Source organism: Leisingera sp. M527, assembly GCF_025141525.1.
In the GTDB taxonomy this organism is placed as follows: Bacteria; Pseudomonadota; Alphaproteobacteria; order Rhodobacterales; family Rhodobacteraceae; genus Leisingera.
The window spans coordinates 4,274,150-4,290,157 of the sequence record NZ_CP081037.1 but is presented as its reverse complement, the minus strand read 5'-3'; the positions used below and the strand labels follow the sequence as shown (position 1 = coordinate 4,290,157).

The following is a 16,008-nucleotide window of genomic DNA, read 5'->3' as shown; positions in this document are numbered from 1 at the left end:
CTCACCCCCAGGATGTTTTGGGCCTGAAGGAGAAGGGAAAACTACGGGGTCAGCGGCTGGCGGCCGTTTTCCGTGAGCAGCCAGCAGTTGCGGCCTTCGAAAACGGCGGCACTGACCTGGCGGCCGTAGCCGGCGCCGGTGTCGAGGTTGATGCGGTTGCCGTAATGGCTGGGCCGGTCCACCGGCGTGTGTCCATGCACGATCAGTTTCGGGTGCGGGCCGGTGTGGTCGTGAAATGGCTGCCGGATCCAGACCAGATCGTTCTCCTGCTGCTGGGACAGCGGTACGCCGGGGCGAATTCCGGCGTGCACAAAGGCAAGGTCCGGCGTCTCGTAAAGGGGCATGAGGCTACGCAGGAATTCAGTGTGCCGGGCCGGAATCACCTCCTTGGCCCGGGCCTGCAGGGCGTCGAGCCGGGTGCGGTCTTCGAATGTCAGCCCGTAGCTTGCCAGGGTCTCAACTCCGCCGATCCGCTCATGCAGCCAGTGATAGCCGACCAGCAAATGCGGGTCATGGCGGGGCGTGTCCTCCATGAACCAGGCAAACATCCGGTCATGGTTGCCTAACAGCGTTATCCAGTCGCGCCCATCCCCCTGACCTGTGATCAGCCGGTCCAGCACCCCGCGGCTGTCCGGGCCGCGGTCTGTGTAATCTCCCAGAAAGACAATCCGAGCGTCCGGGCCGCCGTCGGCCTCGATCCGGGTCAAAGCCTCCTCCAGCATGGCAAGCTGGCCGTGAATGTCGCCGATCGCATAGAGGGGCGCGGTCATTGCAAGATCCTTTGTCTGGAGAGGGCCGGATATGAAAACGCCGCCCTTATAACCGGGCGGCGTTCCTGATTGAACCAGTTACGCAATCAACTTTCAGACGACGTCGAATGCCAACGGTTTAATCTGGTTGAACAACCCGGTTTCGGCCAGCTTGGCGCGGACCTCTGCTGGCACCTCGTCATCCACATACAGGAGCGCGATGGCTTCGCCGCCGGCTTCGGAGCGGCCCAGGGTGAAATTGGCAATGTTCACATCGCTTTCGCCCAGGGTATGGCCCAGGGTACCGATGATACCAGGCACGTCCTCGTTGGTGGTGTACAGCATATGCGCACCGACCTCGGCCTCGATATTGATGCCCTTGATCTGGATGAACCGCGGCTTGCCGTCGGAGAACACGGTGCCAGCCACCGAGCGTTCGCGCTTGGAGGTCACTGCGGTCACCTTGACATAGCCGTCGAAGGTGCCGGATTTGTCCTGGTTTGTGGTCGATATCTGGATGCCGCGCTCCTTGGCGACCACCGGGGCGGAAACCATGTTCACCTCGGGGTTGGCGCGCTTCATGATTCCGGCAATCACCGCACAGTTCAGCGCGTCCAGGTTCATCTCCGAAGCGGCACCATCATAAAGGATGTTGATCGCCTTGATCGGTTCATCCGTCATCTGCCCCACGAAGCTGCCCAAGTGGTCGGCCAATTTGATCCAGGGGCCCATGACCTTGGCTTCTTCCGCCGTCACCGAGGGCATGTTGAGCGCGTTTTCCACCGCGCCGGTCAGCAGGTAGTTGGACATCTGCTCAGCCACCTGCAGAGCGACGTTTTCCTGCGCCTCGGTGGTGGCGGCACCCAAATGCGGGGTGCAGACCACATTGGGCAGGCCGAAGAGGGCGTTTTCCTTGGCCGGCTCGACCGAAAACACGTCAAAGGCCGCACCTGCCACATGGCCAGAGGTCAGCAATTCCGCCAGCGCGCCCTCATCCACCAGGCCGCCGCGGGCGCAGTTGATGATGCGCACGCCCTTCTTGGTCTTCTCCAGGTTTTCCTTGGACAGGATGTTGCGGGTCTGGTCGGTCAGCGGCACATGCAAAGTGATGAAGTCGGCACGGGCCAGCAGCTCGTCCAGCTCAACCTTTTCGACGCCCATCTTGTCGGCCTTCTCAGTGCTCAGGTACGGGTCATAGGCCACCACCTTCATCTTGAGACCGCGGGCGCGGTCGCAGACGATGCCGCCGATGTTGCCGGCGCCGATCACACCCAGGGTCTTGGCCGTCAGTTCGGTGCCCATGAACTTGGACTTCTCCCATTTGCCCGCATGGGTGGACGCCGAGGCCTCGGGCAGCTGACGGGCGGTTGCAAACATCATGGCGATGGCGTGTTCGGCGGTGGTGATCATGTTGCCGAAGGGGGTGTTCATCACAATGACGCCGCGCTTGGAGGCGGCTTCTTTGTCGATGTTGTCGGTGCCGATGCCGGCGCGGGCGATCACCTTGAGGTTATCGGCGTTTTCCAGAATCTTTTCCGTCACCTTGGTGGCGGAGCGGATCGCAAGACCGTCATACTGCCCGATGATTTCCGCCAGTTTTTCCTTGTCCTTGCCCACATCGGGCAGGAAATCGACGTCGATTCCCCGGTCGCGGAAGATCTGGACGGCAGCTTCGGACAGCTTGTCGGAGATGAGAACTTTGGGAGCCATGTTGGTGGTCCTTTTCATACGGGGGCCTGTGCGGCCTGATATTGTGAAGGGTCCCCTGGAAGGGAGTTCCGGGGCGGCGCCCCGGAGCAGAGCCGAATTCAGGCGGCTTCAGTCTGGAGGGCGATCTCAGCCTCGAAGGCCCATTTGATCCAAGGCATCAGGGCGGCCACATCAGTGGTTTCAACCGTGCCGCCGCACCAGATCCGCAGACCCGCAGGCGCGTCGCGGTAGGCGCCGATGTCATAGGCTACGCCTTCAGTTTCCAGCCGTTTGGCCACGGCCTTGGCAAACGCTGCGCCGTCCTGAATGCGCTCATCCGTAAATTTGAGGCAGACAGATGTGTTGGAACGGTACTCCGGCTGTTCAGCCAGGAACGCGATCCAGGGATTGTCCTGCACAAAGCTTTGCACTGCGGCGAGGTTGGCGTAGGCGCGTTCGCGCAGGCCTTCCATGCCGCCAACCGAGCGCGCCCAGTCCAGCGCCAGCAGGTAATCCTCAACCGCCAGCATCGAGGGCGTGTTGATAGTTGCACCCTGGAAAATGCCGTCGATCAGCTTGCCGCCCTTGGTCAGGCGGAAAATTTTCGGCAGCGGCCAGGCGGGGGTGTAGCTTTCCAGCCGTTCGACCGCACGGGGGGAAAGGATGATCATGCCGTGCGCCGCTTCGCCGCCCAGCACCTTCTGCCAGGAGAAGGTGGTCACATCCAGCTTGTCCCAAGGCAACCGTTGCGCAAAGGCTGCCGAAGTGGCATCGCAGATGGTCAGCCCTTCGCGGTCCGCCGGGATCCAGTTGCCGTTGGGAACCCGCACGCCGGAGGTCGTGCCGTTCCAGGTGAACACGACGTCATTGGAGAAATCGACAGAGGTAAGGTCCACGATCTGGCCGTAATCGGCGGTCTTGACGGTGGCGTCCAGCTTCAGCTGCTTCACCGCGTCGGTCACCCAGCCAGAGCCGAAGCTTTCCCAGGCCAGCATCTCGACGCCGCGGGCCCCCAGCAGGTTCCACATTGCCATTTCCACCGCGCCGGTATCCGACGCAGGGACAATGCCGATCTTGTAATCAGCAGGGATGTTCAGAATTTCGCGGGTGCCTTCGATCGCCGCCTTCAGACGCTCCTTGCCAACCGCGGCGCGGTGCGAACGGCCCAGCGGCGCGTTGGCCAGTTTGGCGACGTCAAAAACAGGAGGTTTGGCGCAGGGGCCAGAAGAAAAACGCGGATTTGCCGGCCGCGATGCCGGTTGTGCAATAGCCATGAATGCTACCCTTCCAGATAAGCGCCCCTCGTTGGGGAGGGGTGTCCCGCCACCAGAGCTAGGCCGCTGCAGCGCGGCATGCAACAGGAAAGTCGGAAAAATACGGCCATACACACTCTTTTTGCGACACGTTTTTCCACCATCGGAAACAAGCGACCTGATTTCGCTGCTGGCGGCCTGCCTTATAACGCCCCCTGTTTTCCGCAGCTTCGAGCAGGCTGGCCGATCCAGCGGCGGACCGTTATGACAAGGCGAACCCCGATGAAACGGAGCCTGCCGATGTTTGCTGCCACCCTGCTTTGCAACCCTGCCAGCCCGGTTCTGGAGCCTCCGCTGATCGAATCGCTGCGCAATGCCTGGGGCGGTGGCGAGGCTGTCTGGCTGGCGCCAGGTGCCGCAGCTGAGTTTTCGCTGAAGCAAATGCCGGACAACCGGTGGAACGTCTGGGAGGATCTGCAGAAGCTGGGCGTGGATCTGGTCATTCAGCCCTATGCCGGGCGCAAGAAGAAGATGCTGCTGGCCGATATGGACTCCACCATGATCCAGCAGGAGTGCATTGACGAGCTGGCAGAAGAAGCGGGCGTTGGCGCACGGGTCAAGGACATTACCGCACGGGCAATGAACGGCGAGCTGGATTTTGAAGGCGCGCTGACCGCGCGGGTGGGACTGCTGAAAGGGCTGCCGGAAACGGTGATCGGCAAGGTGCTGGCCGAGCGCATCACTTACATGCCCGGCGGCAGGCATCTGCTGGCCACGATGAAGGCAGAGGGCGCTTATGCGGCGCTGGTGTCGGGCGGGTTCACGGCGTTCACCGCACAGGTGGCGGCAGAGCTGGGGTTTGACGAAAACCGCGCCAACACCCTTACCGTGGAAGACGGCAAGCTGACCGGAGAGGCCGGCAGGCCGATCCTGGGCCGGGAAGCCAAGGTGGAGGCGCTGGAGCAGATCACCGCCCGGTTGGGGATTGGCGCGTCGGATGTCATTGCGGTAGGTGACGGCGCCAATGATCTGGGGATGCTGAAACGTGCAGGCGCCGGGGTGGCGCTGCATGCCAAACCTTTGGTTGCGGCAGAATGCGACATCCGCATCAACCACGGCGACCTGACTGCGCTGCTGTACATCCAGGGCTACGGTCGCGACGATTTCAAAGGCTGATCAATCACATGCTGGAAGTGGGGATCGAGACCCTGATGCTGCTGCTGGCAGCCGGGTTTGTTGCGGGCTTCATCGACGCGCTTGCCGGCGGCGGCGGCCTGGTCACCTTGCCTGTTCTGCTGCTGGCGGGGGCCAGCCCGGTCACAGCCTTGGCAACGAACAAGATCCAGGGGCTGTTCGGAGCCGCCACCGCGGCGGCCACCTATGCCCGGGCCGGCCATGTTGATCTGAATTCGCAGCGTAAACCTGCGCTGATCGCCTTTACCGCATCGGTTGCAGGCGCCTTTCTGGTGACCTTCTTGCCCACCGAGTGGATCCGCCTGTTCCTGCCAGTACTGCTGATTGCCATCGCCATATTCTTTGCGGTCAAGAAAGGGCTGGATGATCTGGACCGGCAGAGCCGCCTATCGCCTGCCCTGTTTGCCGCAACAATGGTTCCCTTGTGCGGTGCTTATGACGGGCTGCTGGGGCCGGGGGCAGGCAGTTTCTACATGCTCGCCTTTGTCTCCCTTGCCGGTTATGGCATCCTCAAAGCCACGGCCCATACCAAACTGCTGAACTTTGCCTCCAATGCGGGCGGGCTTGTTGCCTTTTCCTTTTTTGCCACCCCCTGGTGGATCACCGGCCTGCTGATGGGATTGGCCCAGATTGCCGGCGCGCGTGCAGGAGCCGGGCTTGCAAACAAGCAGGGCGCGAAGCTGATCAAGCCGCTGCTGGTGCTGACTTCAATAACGCTGGCGGCGAAGCTTCTTTGGGACATGCGGTGATCTGCTGACCCGCACCTGCCGGTGCCGGACTTTGGACCGCGCGGTTTTGCCTTGCTGAATACCGGTCAATTGCACCCATATGTTTACTGCCATTTTTTAACATGACACTTAATTAACAAAAGTGATAATAATAGATATGATATCGATTCTGAAATCATTTGCCGCGCTGTCGGATGAAACCCGTATGTCGATCGTCGACCAGCTGATTGCAAAAGGCGAGCTGCCTGCAGGCGATCTGGCACCGGGTGCGGGCATTTCGGCGCCTGCGATCTCGCGCCATCTGAAGGTGCTGCGCGAGGCCGGGCTGGTCACCCAGCGCGCCGATGGCACCAGGCGGCTGTATTCGGCCCGGCCCGAAGGCCTGCGGATGATTGCCGAGTGGACCCAGTCCCGGCGCGCCTTCTGGGAGGGCGGCCTGGACCGGCTGGAGGCGGCTTTAATGGCAGATGACACCTGATGGAGGAAGCCGCATGAGTGATCTGCAGCTGCAAAGGGTTTTTCCCGTCGGTCCGGAAAAACTGTTCGCCTGGGTGACCACCCCGGTCAAGCTGCTGAAGTGGTGGGGCCCGGAGGGGGTGCATATCCCGGAACATAATCTGGACCTGAGCCGCACCGGCCCTTGGTATTCTGTCATGCAGAACAGTGACGGCCAGCGGTTTCATGTCTCGGGCCAAGTGACCCATGTGGATGGGCCGAAATCCGTCGGCTTCACCTGGGCCTGGCACGACGAGGACGGCAGCCGCGGCGCTGAAAGCCATGTGACCTTCACCATCGCTGCCACCGAGAACGGCGCCATGCTGCTGATTGACCACCGTGATCTGGACGGCACCGAGATCGCATCGCGCCACGAACAGGGCTGGACTTCGACCCTGCGCAAGCTGGAGGCGCAACTGGCCGAACAAATCTGAATCACGTCCACCGCAACCAAGGGAGAAGACCAATGCCACAGTTCATTTTTGCCTATCACGGCGGCAAGAAGCCCGAGAGCGAAGCAGAAGGCGCCAAGGAAATGGAGGCCTGGAAGAACTGGATGGGGTCGATGGGCGACGCACTGAAGATACCCGGCGCGCCGGTTGGCATGTCCAAAACCGTCAGCGCCGGAGGGGTCGTGGACAATGGCGGCGCCAATCCGCTTTCGGGCTACACGGTGGTCGAAGCGGCCGACCAGGATGCTGCCTGCGAAATGGCCAAAGGCTGCCCGATGGTGGTGAGCGGCAACGGTTCAGTCGAAGTGGCCGAGATCATCGACATGGAAATGTAGGTTGCATGCCCCGGGGCCGGCCCGGGGCAGCTATTTTCAGAACAGCAGCTCGGCTGCAGGGCGGATGGATCCGCACTCCAGCCCGCGGCGGCTGTAAAGTGTCTTGTTCATGTATTTGCGGGTTTCCGGGTGCTCGGCCTCCAGCACACCAAGGCTGACCATCAGCGCGGCAATCACGCATTCACTGGCGCGGGTGGCGCCGTCGGTGATCTTCACGGCTACGCCCAGTTTCTGTTCAGGCAAGATCGCGATGAACACCGCCTCGGCGCCGGTCTTGATCGCTACCTTGCCGCCCATGGCCCGCATCAGGTTGGTGCAGCAGCGGCTTTCGCCTGCGATCAATTCGGGATGCGCCGTCATTGCCGCCACCAGCTGCTGCGCCGCTTGCGATGCGCGGTCAGAGCGGTCTGCAGCACTGGCAAACCAAGCCATGGACCGTGCGAGGCCAGATACGGTGGTGGCAAAATTCGGCGCTGAGCAGCCGTCGATGCCATAGCCGGGACTATCCTGCCCGGTGGTTTCCTCAAACGCCGCCAGACAGGCCTGCTGCACCGGGTGATCAACTTCGATGTATTCAGCCCCTGCCCCCAGATATTGGGTCAGGGTCAGAAAGCCCGCGTGCTTACCAGAGCAGTTGTTGTGAACCTGGCAGGGGCTGTTGTCGGACTTGATCAGCTCATTGCGGGCCGGGATGTCGTCTGGCAATTGCGTGCCGCAGCGGAAATCGTCATCGCCAAGGCCCAGCTGATCCAGCCAAGTATTCACCCGCTCGGTGTGGATATGCGCACCGTTGTGGGACGCACAGGCAAGCGCCAGCTGTTCGGACGTCAAACCATAGCGCGCGGCAGCGCCGGAGGTGATCAACGGCAGCGCCTGGATCATCTTGGCCGAGCTGCGCGGGTAAATCACCGCATCCGGATCTCCCCAGCTGCGCACCACCTTGCCCGTGTCATCACAAATGACGGCATGACCCAGATGCAGGCTCTCCAGCAGCGGGCCGCGCCAGACTTCGGCCATGGGCACAGGTTTCGGCATGATATCTCCCCTTGTGTTTCCGTGCGGTTTTCTGGGCGAAAACCTGCCAAAACGCACTTTCGCCCGTGGTGCTAGTTACGTTAGTGTGCTTGTGTAGCGCAAGCGAGGGGATCGGGACCAGACGGCGGTTGAAACGCTGCGGACCCTTTGTTTGGTATTTGAGGTTTAGAGAACAGTCTTGGAGTCGGGACAAATGGCATTGAAACTTGCCCGCGTGGCTGCGGGCCTGTGTCTGGCAGCATTGGCAACCACCGCATCTGCGCAAGCAACGTCGAACAACCGCGTTGCAGCCAAAGTGGACTGGAGCGTCTTTGAAGGCGACAATCCCAACGAGTGCTGGGGGGTTTCCGCACCAAAGGAAACCGTGAACACCCGCGACGGCCGCGTCGTGGCGGTGCGCCGCAGCGAGATCCAGCTGTTTGTCACCTTCCGCAGCAGCGATGCCCCCAAAGGAGAAGTCAGCTTTACCGGCGGCTACCCCTTTGCGCCGGGATCCACCGTGAACATGGCCATCGGCGAGTCCGAATTTGAACTGTTCACCGAGGGCGAATGGGCCTGGCCGGCGACACCTGCGGATGATGCCAAGATCGTTACCGCCATGAAACGCGGCGCAAATGCGGTGCTGACCGCGCGGTCCGCCCGGGGCACCCAAACCAAGGACAGCTTCTCGCTGCTGGGCTTTACGGCCGCCTTGGATGACGCGGAAAAACGCTGCAGCAAGTAATTTCGGCTGCCTAGCGGAAACACACCAAACCCCGGCCCGTGCCGGGGTTTTCTTGTTTGAGGCCCGCAAGCGGCGTAGCATGGGACGCAGGAGGTGCTTGCCATGCCGAACTCAGCCAGTCTTCCGTGCACTTGCCTTGCAGTTGCGCTGCTTTTCCCGCCCGCGTTTGCCAATCCGGCGCTGGAATGCGGCGCGGGAAGCCGTGAGGAAATCGGATCCTGTGTGGCGGACGATGAAGAAGGAGTGGAAGCCGCATTGCTCAACGCGCTGGAAGCCGCAATGGTCGCCGCTGCAGAGCGCGACAACACCAATGGCGGGACTGCGGTTGAAGCTGCACTGATGCAGAGCCAGACAGCCTGGGAAGGGTTCCGGAGCGCGCATTGCGCCTTTGCCGGCGAAGCCCATGCGGTGCGTGAAGACGCCGGAATTGCAACGCGGGCGTGCTGGACGACCCTGGGACGTGCCCGGGTCGAGGAACTGGTGCGGTTTGCCAAATAGGCGCTGGTCAAATCCGCGGCCTGAAACTTGTGTCCAAGGATTCCTTTTGATCTTCCGCGGGAATCCTATATAGAGCCGCATCCGCCCACCAGCACCGAGGCTAAAGCCCATGACCGCCAGCGCGCCGATCACCCAGGACGTATTGACCCTGCCCCGCAAGGATCCCGAGGGCGGCAAGGTCAATCTTGTCGGCCTCACCCGTGAACGCATGCGCGAGGTGCTGATCGAACATGGCACCCCGGAAAAACAGGCCAAGATGCGGGTCGGGCAGATCTGGCAGTGGATCTACCAGTGGGGCAAGCGCGATTTCGCGGAAATGACTAACCTGGCCAAAGCTTATCGTGCGGAACTGGCGGATACCTTCGAAGTCCGCATCCCGGAAGTGGTCAGCAAACAGGTCTCCACCGACGGCACCCGCAAGTATCTGGTGCGCATCAATGGCGGCCATGAGGTCGAAGTGGTCTATATCCCCGAAGACGGCCGCGGCACGCTGTGCATCTCATCTCAGGTGGGCTGCACCCTGACCTGCTCTTTCTGCCATACCGGCACCCAGAAGCTGGTGCGCAACCTGACCCCGGCCGAGATTGTCGGCCAGGTGATGATGGCGCGCGACGATCTGGAGGAATGGCCGGTGCCGGGCGCGCCCAAGGACGAAACCCGCCTGCTGTCGAACATCGTGCTGATGGGTATGGGCGAGCCGCTGTATAATTTCGACAACGTCCGCGACGCGATGAAGATTGCAATGGACCCCGAGGGCATCTCGCTGTCCCGCCGCCGGATCACGCTGTCGACCTCAGGCGTGGTGCCGGAGATTGCCCGCACCGCCGAGGAAATCGGCTGCCTGCTGGCGATTTCGTTCCATGCTACGACAAACGAGATCCGCGACAAGCTGGTGCCGATCAACAAGCGCTGGAACATCGACACGCTGCTGCAGGCGCTGGCGGATTACCCCAAAGTGTCGAATTCCGAGCGGATCACATTTGAATATGTGATGCTGGACGGGGTGAACGACACCGACGCGGACGCGCACCGTTTGATTGAGCACATCAAGCGCTACAAAATCCCGGCCAAGATAAACCTGATCCCATTCAATGAATGGCCGGGCAGCCCGTACAAGCGGTCCTCTAACAACCGAATTCATGCCTTTGCCAATATCGTCTATCAGGCCGGCTATGCCTCGCCGATCCGCAAGACCCGCGGCGATGACATCATGGCTGCCTGCGGCCAGCTGAAATCGGCGACCGAGCGCGCCCGCAAAAGCCGTAAGCAGATTGAGGCCGAAACCGGGTTGAAGTAACCCGGCTCCGGCCCCGGCGCGGCAGGGTCCCCGGCTGCCGTATCAGGTAAACAGGAAGTGGTCCTCGGTGAGCGTGCCGGTGTAGCCGGTCAACTCGATCTCGTGACTGCCGAAAAATCCGATCAGGGTGTTGCCATTTACCTGTGTGATTGTCAGATCGCCGAATTCTTCCACTGAGGTGTCAGAGAATTCGATCCGGTCATCGCCTCTGCCGAAATCCGTAATAACTTCGTCTTCCCAATAATCGGCAGACACGAACACAAAAACATCCGCGTGTTTGCCTCCTGTCAAGACGTCAGACCCTTCACCGCCGACTAGGCGGTCTTTACCGTTGCCGCCGATCAGCCTGTCATCCCCCTGGCCGCCAAACAGCGTGTCCCTGCCGCCATTACCTTTCAGAAAATCGTCTTCACCGTAGGCCCCTGAATAGTCGGTCTCATCCAATCCGCCGATCAGAACGTCCGACCCCTTACCGCCCGCCAGCCTGTCTTCGCCATAGCCACCGGTCAGAGTGTCAGCGCCGCCGCCGCCGAACAGGCGGTCATCCGCTTCGCGCCCAATGACGGTATCTTCGCCTCCCCTGGCATAAATCTTGGTATCCTGCCCGGTCGCCAATACAGTTTCTGCACGGCTGCTGGCCTTGATCACCACGTCGCCCGCCGTATTGGCGTAAGCTCTCCATCCTGCGGTGCTGCCGGTATCGCCATAAAGATGGGTCAGGGCTTGCACATCAAATGTGCCCAGTTCCGTAACGTTGTACCCGGCATAGTTATAGGTCATCACGGTGTGTTCCTGGTCGTCCAGGTGGTCCGCCAGCGTAGTGTCACCGTCATGCGGATGTTCAAGGCCCAGCGCATGGCCGATCTCGTGCAGCACCGTTTCATAGCCATAGGATCCCGGCGCCATATTGCTGCTTTTAATCGCCAGCTCCCCCTCATTGGTGGAATATGAGGTGGACCAGGCAAGATCCGCCCAGCCCGCAGCTGAGCCGCCGTTGTAGCCAAAGGCATTGATCATCGCCGGGCCGTCCGTTTCGACAAACAGCACGCCGGACGCCTCTTCAAACTCCGCAAGAGCCAGGCGGAAATAGTCGCGCTGCGTGCTGTTGAAGGACCAATAGCTGCTGGCGCCATAAGGGTCGTCAGCCGCATCCCCCAAGTCGCCGCTATCGACAAAGCTGTAGGTCACCACAGTTTGAGTGCCGGGATCAGCCAAGCTGTTCCAGCGGAGGCTGCTGTTCGATGTATAGGCTAATAGCGCCGTGTAATCTGAAACTTCGGGCATCAACGGTCTCCACTATCCTGTCAACGGTAAGTTTTTGTTTGTAAATGTGGCCAAGTTTGGCCCGTTTCCGGCCTCAAGCCGAACGAAGAAATGACAATTTTCTGCAATTGGCAAATTCCTGCGCGAAAACCGTCTGATGAAGTCCGGTTTCCCGCCGGTTCTACCGCCCGCATTACCGCGGCATCACCACGCCCGAGAACTGTTGCGCAAGAGCCGCACTCAGGGACACAGGCCAGCCTGCCGTACTCTTTTCACAATACAGCTAAAATTCCGCCCTTTGCCGGGAACAATTTCCAAAACGCAGACAATTCATTTTCAGAAGGACTCACAGATGGCTCCAATGGAACGCAAGACTGCCCCGATTGACCCCAGCGTGCTGGACCTGATCCGCAGCGAACGGGAAAAGGCCCTTAGTCCGCGGGAATGGCAGTTCCGCCTGCGTGGTTACGGCTATTCAGTAAAAACTGTGGAAGGTGCCCAGATCCTCACCCGGCTGACCACCGGTGACGAGATCGGCAGGCTGCCACCGGAATTCGCCTGATCCCGGCAGCAGCTGTATTTGTTAACGGCGCTTAGCGCTCGCGCCCCGGCAGGCTGTCGCGCGGCGGCGCAGGCTCCCAGTTGTCGATGATTTCCACCGCCTCCTGGGCGGTGTCGACCACGCGGAACAGGTCCAGATCCTGATCCGATATGGTGCCGGCGTCACCCAGCGCCTCCCAATTGATGATCTTGTCCCAGAACGCCTTGCCAAACAGCAGGAACGGCACCCGCTCCATCCGGCCGGTCTGGATCAGCGTCAGGCTCTCGAACAGCTCGTCCAGGGTGCCAAAACCGCCGGGGAATACGGTGATCGCCCGCGCCCGCATCAGGAAATGCATCTTACGGATCGCGAAGTAGTGGAAATTGAAGCTGAGGTCCGGCGTCACGTATCCGTTGGGCGCTTGCTCATGCGGCAGCACGATTGACAGGCCAATGGACTGGCCGCCCGCGTCCAGCGCGCCGCGGTTGCCCGCCTCCATCACACCGGGGCCGCCGCCGGTTACGATCACGTTCTGACGGCCGCCGCTCTCCTTCGATTTTATGGTCATCAGCCGGGCAAATTCGCGCGCCTCATCATAGAAATGCGACAGATCCGCCAGCGTCTGTGTCCGCGCCTGATCCTTATGCTTTGGATCCGGGATCCGGGCGCCGCCGAACATCACGATGGTGCTTTCGATGCCATGCTCGTTCAGCATCAGCTCCGGCTTCAGCAGCTCCAGCTGCAGCCGCACCGGGCGCAGTTCCTCGCGGCACAGAAACTCTTCATCGGCGAAGGCAAGCCGGTAAGCAGGCGCCTGGGTCTGCGGCGTGGCGGGCACATGTTCGGCCCGGTCCCGGTCGGAATGGGCATCGCGGAAACGGCTGTGGCGGTCTTCGGTCATAGAAAATCCCAGATTAATCAACAGGACTCCCTTTGTAGCCGCCCTTGGCCGTTAGCGCCAATCAAGAATGCAGGAAATGCCACTGCCCGCTTGCGCCCGGCGGTAGCGCGGCTAAGGTTCCGGCGCAGCAGGCAGGGAGATCGGCGCATGAACTGGCAGAATGAAATCAGGAATGCAGCAGAACGCGTTGGCCCCCATGTGCAGCAGACCCCGGTGATGCAAACGCAGGGCTTCGGCCTGGATTTCCCGCTGGAGCTGAAGCTGGAGCACATGCAGCACACCGGCAGCTTTAAGGCCCGCGGTGCCTTTAACACATTGCTGAGCCAGCCAGTGCCGCCGGCGGGACTGGTGGCAGCTTCTGGCGGCAACCACGGCGCCGCCGCGGCCTATGCCGCGCACCAGCTGGGCCACAAGGCCCGGATTTATGTGCCCGAGATGGCAGGCCCGGCCAAGATTTCTCTGATCGAACGCACCGGGGCTGATCTGCAGGTGGTGCCCGGCGCCTATGCCAACGCGCTGGAGCAGGCCCAGGCCTACGAGGCAGAGACCGGCGCCATGCAGGTCCACGCCTACGATGCCCCCGCCACTGTTGCGGGCCAGGGCACCTGCTTTGCCGAATGGCAGGCCCAAGGCCTTGAGGCGGATACCCTTCTGATCGCGGTGGGCGGCGGCGGGCTGATTGCCGGCGCGCTGGCCTGGTTCCAGGGGGCAAAGAAGATCGTGGCGGTGGAGCCCGAAACTTCTTGCGCGCTGAATGCGGCATTACTGGCCCGCCAGCCGGTGGATGTAGACGTCTCCGGCGTCGCGGCCAACGCTCTTGGCGCCAAACGCATCGGCGCTATCTGTTTCGAACTCGCCTCGGCACCGGGCCTGACATCGGTGACCGTACCGGACAGCGCCATCACCAGGGCCCAGACCGCGCTGTGGCGCGAACGGCGGATCCTGGTCGAACCCGCAGGCGCCACCGCCCTGGCTGCACTGTTGTGCGGAGCCTACCGCCCTGCGCCCGGCGAGCGTGTGGCGGTGCTGATCTGCGGCGGCAACATAGCCCCGGACCCGCTGGGATAATCCTTGCGGCCCTCCATCAGCCCCGGTATCGCCAAGATATGTCGGCAACCATCGCAGATACCATCTACCGCAGCCTGAGCGAGCGCATCATTACCGGCAGCCTGCCTGCGGGGGAAAAGCTGCGCCAGGATCATATCGCGCGCGAATTTGACGCCAGCCATGTGCCCGTGCGGGAGGCGCTCCTGCGGCTTGAGGCACATGGGCTGGCGGTGTCCGAACCCCGCCGCGGCACCCGGGTCAGCGCCCTGGACCCTTCCGAAATCCGTGAGGTGATCGAGATGCGGGTGGCGCTGGAGGTTCTGGCCCTGACCCACGCCTTCGCCCGCCTGACACCAAAGGATATCAAAGCCGCCGAGGCCGCCCGTCTCGCCTGTGATGCGGCACAGGACATGGCCGGTTGGGAACGGCTTAACCGTGCCTTTCACAAGACGATCCTTGCTCCTTGCGCGATGCCCCGGCTCTTGGCCTCGATTGACGATCTGCATATCGCCGCTGCCCGGCATCTGTTTGCCAACTGGCAGCATCAATGGACCCGCCGGACAGACAGTGATCATGCCGCGATCGTGCAGGCGATGGAGCGCCGCGATCCCGCTGCGGCTTGCGAAATTCTGCGCCGGCACCTGCGCCGGGTGCGCTGACTGCCGGCAAAACGCCGTCGGGGGCGGCAATTTGGACGCAATCCGGACATGACCTGCGGGCAGATTGCCGTTATGTAACCCCGAATCTAACGAATGCCGGAGGAACCCCCATGTCCAACGCCCAGCTGGAAGCAGCGATCGAAGCCGCCTGGGAGGCGCGCGACACCATCACCCCCGCCACCACCGGCGAGCAGCGTGAAGCCATTGAAGACACCCTGAACGCGCTGGACTCCGGTTCCCTGCGTGTGGCCGAAAAGCTGGACAGCGGTGATTGGCACGTGAACCAATGGGCGAAGAAGGCGGTTCTTCTGGGCTTCCGGATCAAGAACATGGAAATCCACGAAGGCGGCCCGCAGGCCGGCGGCTGGTGGGACAAGGTCGACAGCAAATTTGCCGGCTGGGGTGAAGAGCAGTGGAAATCTGCTGGCTTCCGCGCGGTGCCCAATTGCGTGGTCCGCAAATCCGCCTACATCGCGCCGGGCGCGGTGCTGATGCCGTCTTTCGTGAACCTCGGCGCCTATGTCGGCGAAGGCACCATGGTCGACACCTGGGCCACCGTCGGCTCCTGCGCCCAGATCGGCAAGAACGTGCACCTGTCGGGCGGCGTCGGCATCGGCGGCGTGCTGGAACCGATGCAGGCGGGGCCCACCATCATCGAGGACAACTGTTTCATCGGCGCCCGTTCCGAGGTGGTCGAAGGCTGCATCGTGCGCGAAGGCTCGGTTCTGGGCATGGGCGTGTTCATCGGCAAATCGACCAAGATCGTCGACCGCGAAACCGGCGAAGTGACCTATGGCGAAGTGCCGCCTTACTCGGTTGTGGTCGCAGGCTCGATGCCGTCGAAGAACAACATCAGCCTCTATTGCGCGGTCATCGTGAAGCGGGTGGACGAAAAGACCCGCTCCAAAACCGGCATCAACGAACTGCTGCGCGACTGATCCGCGCTGCATTGCTGAAACAATAGAGCGCGCCCCATCCGGGCGCGTTTTTTATTGGGGCTTTGCCCCAAACCCCAGGATATTTCGAGCAAGAGGAAGAAACAGGGGTCCGCTATTCCTTTTGCCGGAAATATCCCGGGGTGAAGCCGCGAGGCCAAGGGGCAGCGCCCCTCCAGCGCAATACTCTTGCAGCACAAAAAACATGCCGCT

Annotated in this window: 18 protein-coding genes; 12 read left to right on the top strand and 6 right to left on the bottom strand. The window is 61.7% G+C overall.

Annotation, left to right across the window (positions count from 1 at the left end):
- Positions 1 to 41: 41 nt before the first annotated feature.
- From K3555_RS21110 to K3555_RS21100, 3 genes are all read right to left on the bottom strand, one after another.
- Positions 42 to 770 (bottom strand): metallophosphoesterase family protein, encoded by a 729-nt coding sequence (locus tag K3555_RS21110; protein ID WP_260006933.1) that lies wholly within the window; start codon positions 768 to 770, stop codon positions 42 to 44.
- 93 nt (positions 771 to 863) lie between these two features.
- Positions 864 to 2,459, bottom strand: coding sequence for a phosphoglycerate dehydrogenase (gene serA / locus K3555_RS21105; RefSeq protein ID WP_260006932.1), 1,596 nt, complete (start codon positions 2,457 to 2,459; stop codon positions 864 to 866).
- Between the two features lie 98 nt (positions 2,460 to 2,557).
- The gene (locus K3555_RS21100) at positions 2,558 to 3,712 is read right to left on the bottom strand and encodes a phosphoserine transaminase (RefSeq protein WP_260006930.1); all 1,155 of its coding nucleotides are present in this window, start codon (positions 3,710 to 3,712) and stop codon (positions 2,558 to 2,560) included.
- A gap of 279 nt (positions 3,713 to 3,991) precedes the next feature.
- Between K3555_RS21100 and serB the strand changes: the two genes are divergently transcribed.
- From serB to K3555_RS21075, 5 genes are all read left to right on the top strand, one after another.
- Positions 3,992 to 4,867, top strand: coding sequence for a phosphoserine phosphatase SerB (gene serB, locus K3555_RS21095; RefSeq protein WP_260008575.1), 876 nt, complete (start codon positions 3,992 to 3,994; stop codon positions 4,865 to 4,867).
- 8 nt (positions 4,868 to 4,875) lie between these two features.
- Positions 4,876 to 5,634 (top strand): TSUP family transporter, encoded by a 759-nt coding sequence (locus K3555_RS21090; protein ID WP_259995456.1) that lies wholly within the window; start codon positions 4,876 to 4,878, stop codon positions 5,632 to 5,634.
- A gap of 136 nt (positions 5,635 to 5,770) precedes the next feature.
- Complete coding sequence (locus K3555_RS21085; protein WP_260006928.1) at positions 5,771 to 6,091, top strand: helix-turn-helix transcriptional regulator; 321 nt, start codon at positions 5,771 to 5,773, stop codon at positions 6,089 to 6,091.
- 13 nt (positions 6,092 to 6,104) lie between these two features.
- Entirely contained in the window at positions 6,105 to 6,542 is a 438-nt protein-coding gene (locus tag K3555_RS21080; RefSeq protein ID WP_260006926.1) for an SRPBCC domain-containing protein, read from the top strand.
- 32 nt (positions 6,543 to 6,574) lie between these two features.
- Positions 6,575 to 6,895 (top strand): YciI family protein, encoded by a 321-nt coding sequence (locus K3555_RS21075; RefSeq protein ID WP_259988916.1) that lies wholly within the window; start codon positions 6,575 to 6,577, stop codon positions 6,893 to 6,895.
- Positions 6,896 to 6,931: 36 nt separating this feature from the next.
- On the opposite strand, the gene K3555_RS21070 is transcribed toward K3555_RS21075, so the two are convergent.
- Positions 6,932 to 7,930 (bottom strand): asparaginase, encoded by a 999-nt coding sequence (locus tag K3555_RS21070; RefSeq protein WP_260006925.1) that lies wholly within the window; start codon positions 7,928 to 7,930, stop codon positions 6,932 to 6,934.
- A 193-nt stretch (positions 7,931 to 8,123) separates the two neighbouring features.
- Here K3555_RS21070 and K3555_RS21065 point away from each other — a divergent pair, with 193 nt between their 5' ends.
- From K3555_RS21065 to rlmN, 3 genes are all read left to right on the top strand, one after another.
- Positions 8,124 to 8,654, top strand: coding sequence for an invasion associated locus B family protein (locus K3555_RS21065; protein ID WP_259988911.1), 531 nt, complete (start codon positions 8,124 to 8,126; stop codon positions 8,652 to 8,654).
- 222 nt (positions 8,655 to 8,876) lie between these two features.
- Positions 8,877 to 9,152, top strand: coding sequence for a lysozyme inhibitor LprI family protein (locus tag K3555_RS21060; protein ID WP_260006924.1), 276 nt, complete (start codon positions 8,877 to 8,879; stop codon positions 9,150 to 9,152).
- 109 nt (positions 9,153 to 9,261) lie between these two features.
- Positions 9,262 to 10,449: a 23S rRNA (adenine(2503)-C(2))-methyltransferase RlmN gene (rlmN, locus tag K3555_RS21055; protein WP_260006923.1), complete on the top strand. Its 1,188-nt coding sequence runs from the start codon at positions 9,262 to 9,264 to the stop codon at positions 10,447 to 10,449.
- Between the two features lie 42 nt (positions 10,450 to 10,491).
- On the opposite strand, the gene K3555_RS21050 is transcribed toward rlmN, so the two are convergent.
- Entirely contained in the window at positions 10,492 to 11,733 is a 1,242-nt protein-coding gene (locus K3555_RS21050) for a reprolysin-like metallopeptidase (protein WP_260006922.1), read from the bottom strand.
- A gap of 340 nt (positions 11,734 to 12,073) precedes the next feature.
- On the opposite strand from K3555_RS21050, the gene K3555_RS21045 reads away from it, so the two are divergent.
- Positions 12,074 to 12,274, top strand: a complete 201-nt coding sequence (locus K3555_RS21045) for a hypothetical protein (RefSeq protein ID WP_409201190.1) — start codon at positions 12,074 to 12,076, stop codon at positions 12,272 to 12,274.
- Between the two features lie 31 nt (positions 12,275 to 12,305).
- Here K3555_RS21045 and K3555_RS21040 read toward each other — a convergent pair whose 3' ends face one another.
- Positions 12,306 to 13,154 carry a TIGR00730 family Rossman fold protein gene (locus K3555_RS21040; RefSeq protein WP_259995473.1) on the bottom strand — a complete coding sequence of 283 codons (849 nt, stop codon included), beginning with the start codon at positions 13,152 to 13,154 and terminating at the stop codon, positions 12,306 to 12,308.
- A 147-nt stretch (positions 13,155 to 13,301) separates the two neighbouring features.
- On the opposite strand from K3555_RS21040, the gene K3555_RS21035 reads away from it, so the two are divergent.
- From K3555_RS21035 to dapD, 3 genes are all read left to right on the top strand, one after another.
- Entirely contained in the window at positions 13,302 to 14,222 is a 921-nt protein-coding gene (locus tag K3555_RS21035; protein ID WP_260006921.1) for a threonine/serine dehydratase, read from the top strand.
- A 38-nt stretch (positions 14,223 to 14,260) separates the two neighbouring features.
- Positions 14,261 to 14,860, top strand: coding sequence for a GntR family transcriptional regulator (locus K3555_RS21030; protein WP_260006920.1), 600 nt, complete (start codon positions 14,261 to 14,263; stop codon positions 14,858 to 14,860).
- A gap of 110 nt (positions 14,861 to 14,970) precedes the next feature.
- A complete protein-coding gene (gene dapD, locus K3555_RS21025; protein WP_260006919.1) occupies positions 14,971 to 15,798 on the top strand; it encodes a 2,3,4,5-tetrahydropyridine-2,6-dicarboxylate N-succinyltransferase in 828 nt (275 codons plus the stop codon).
- Positions 15,799 to 16,008: the final 210 nt, after the last annotated feature.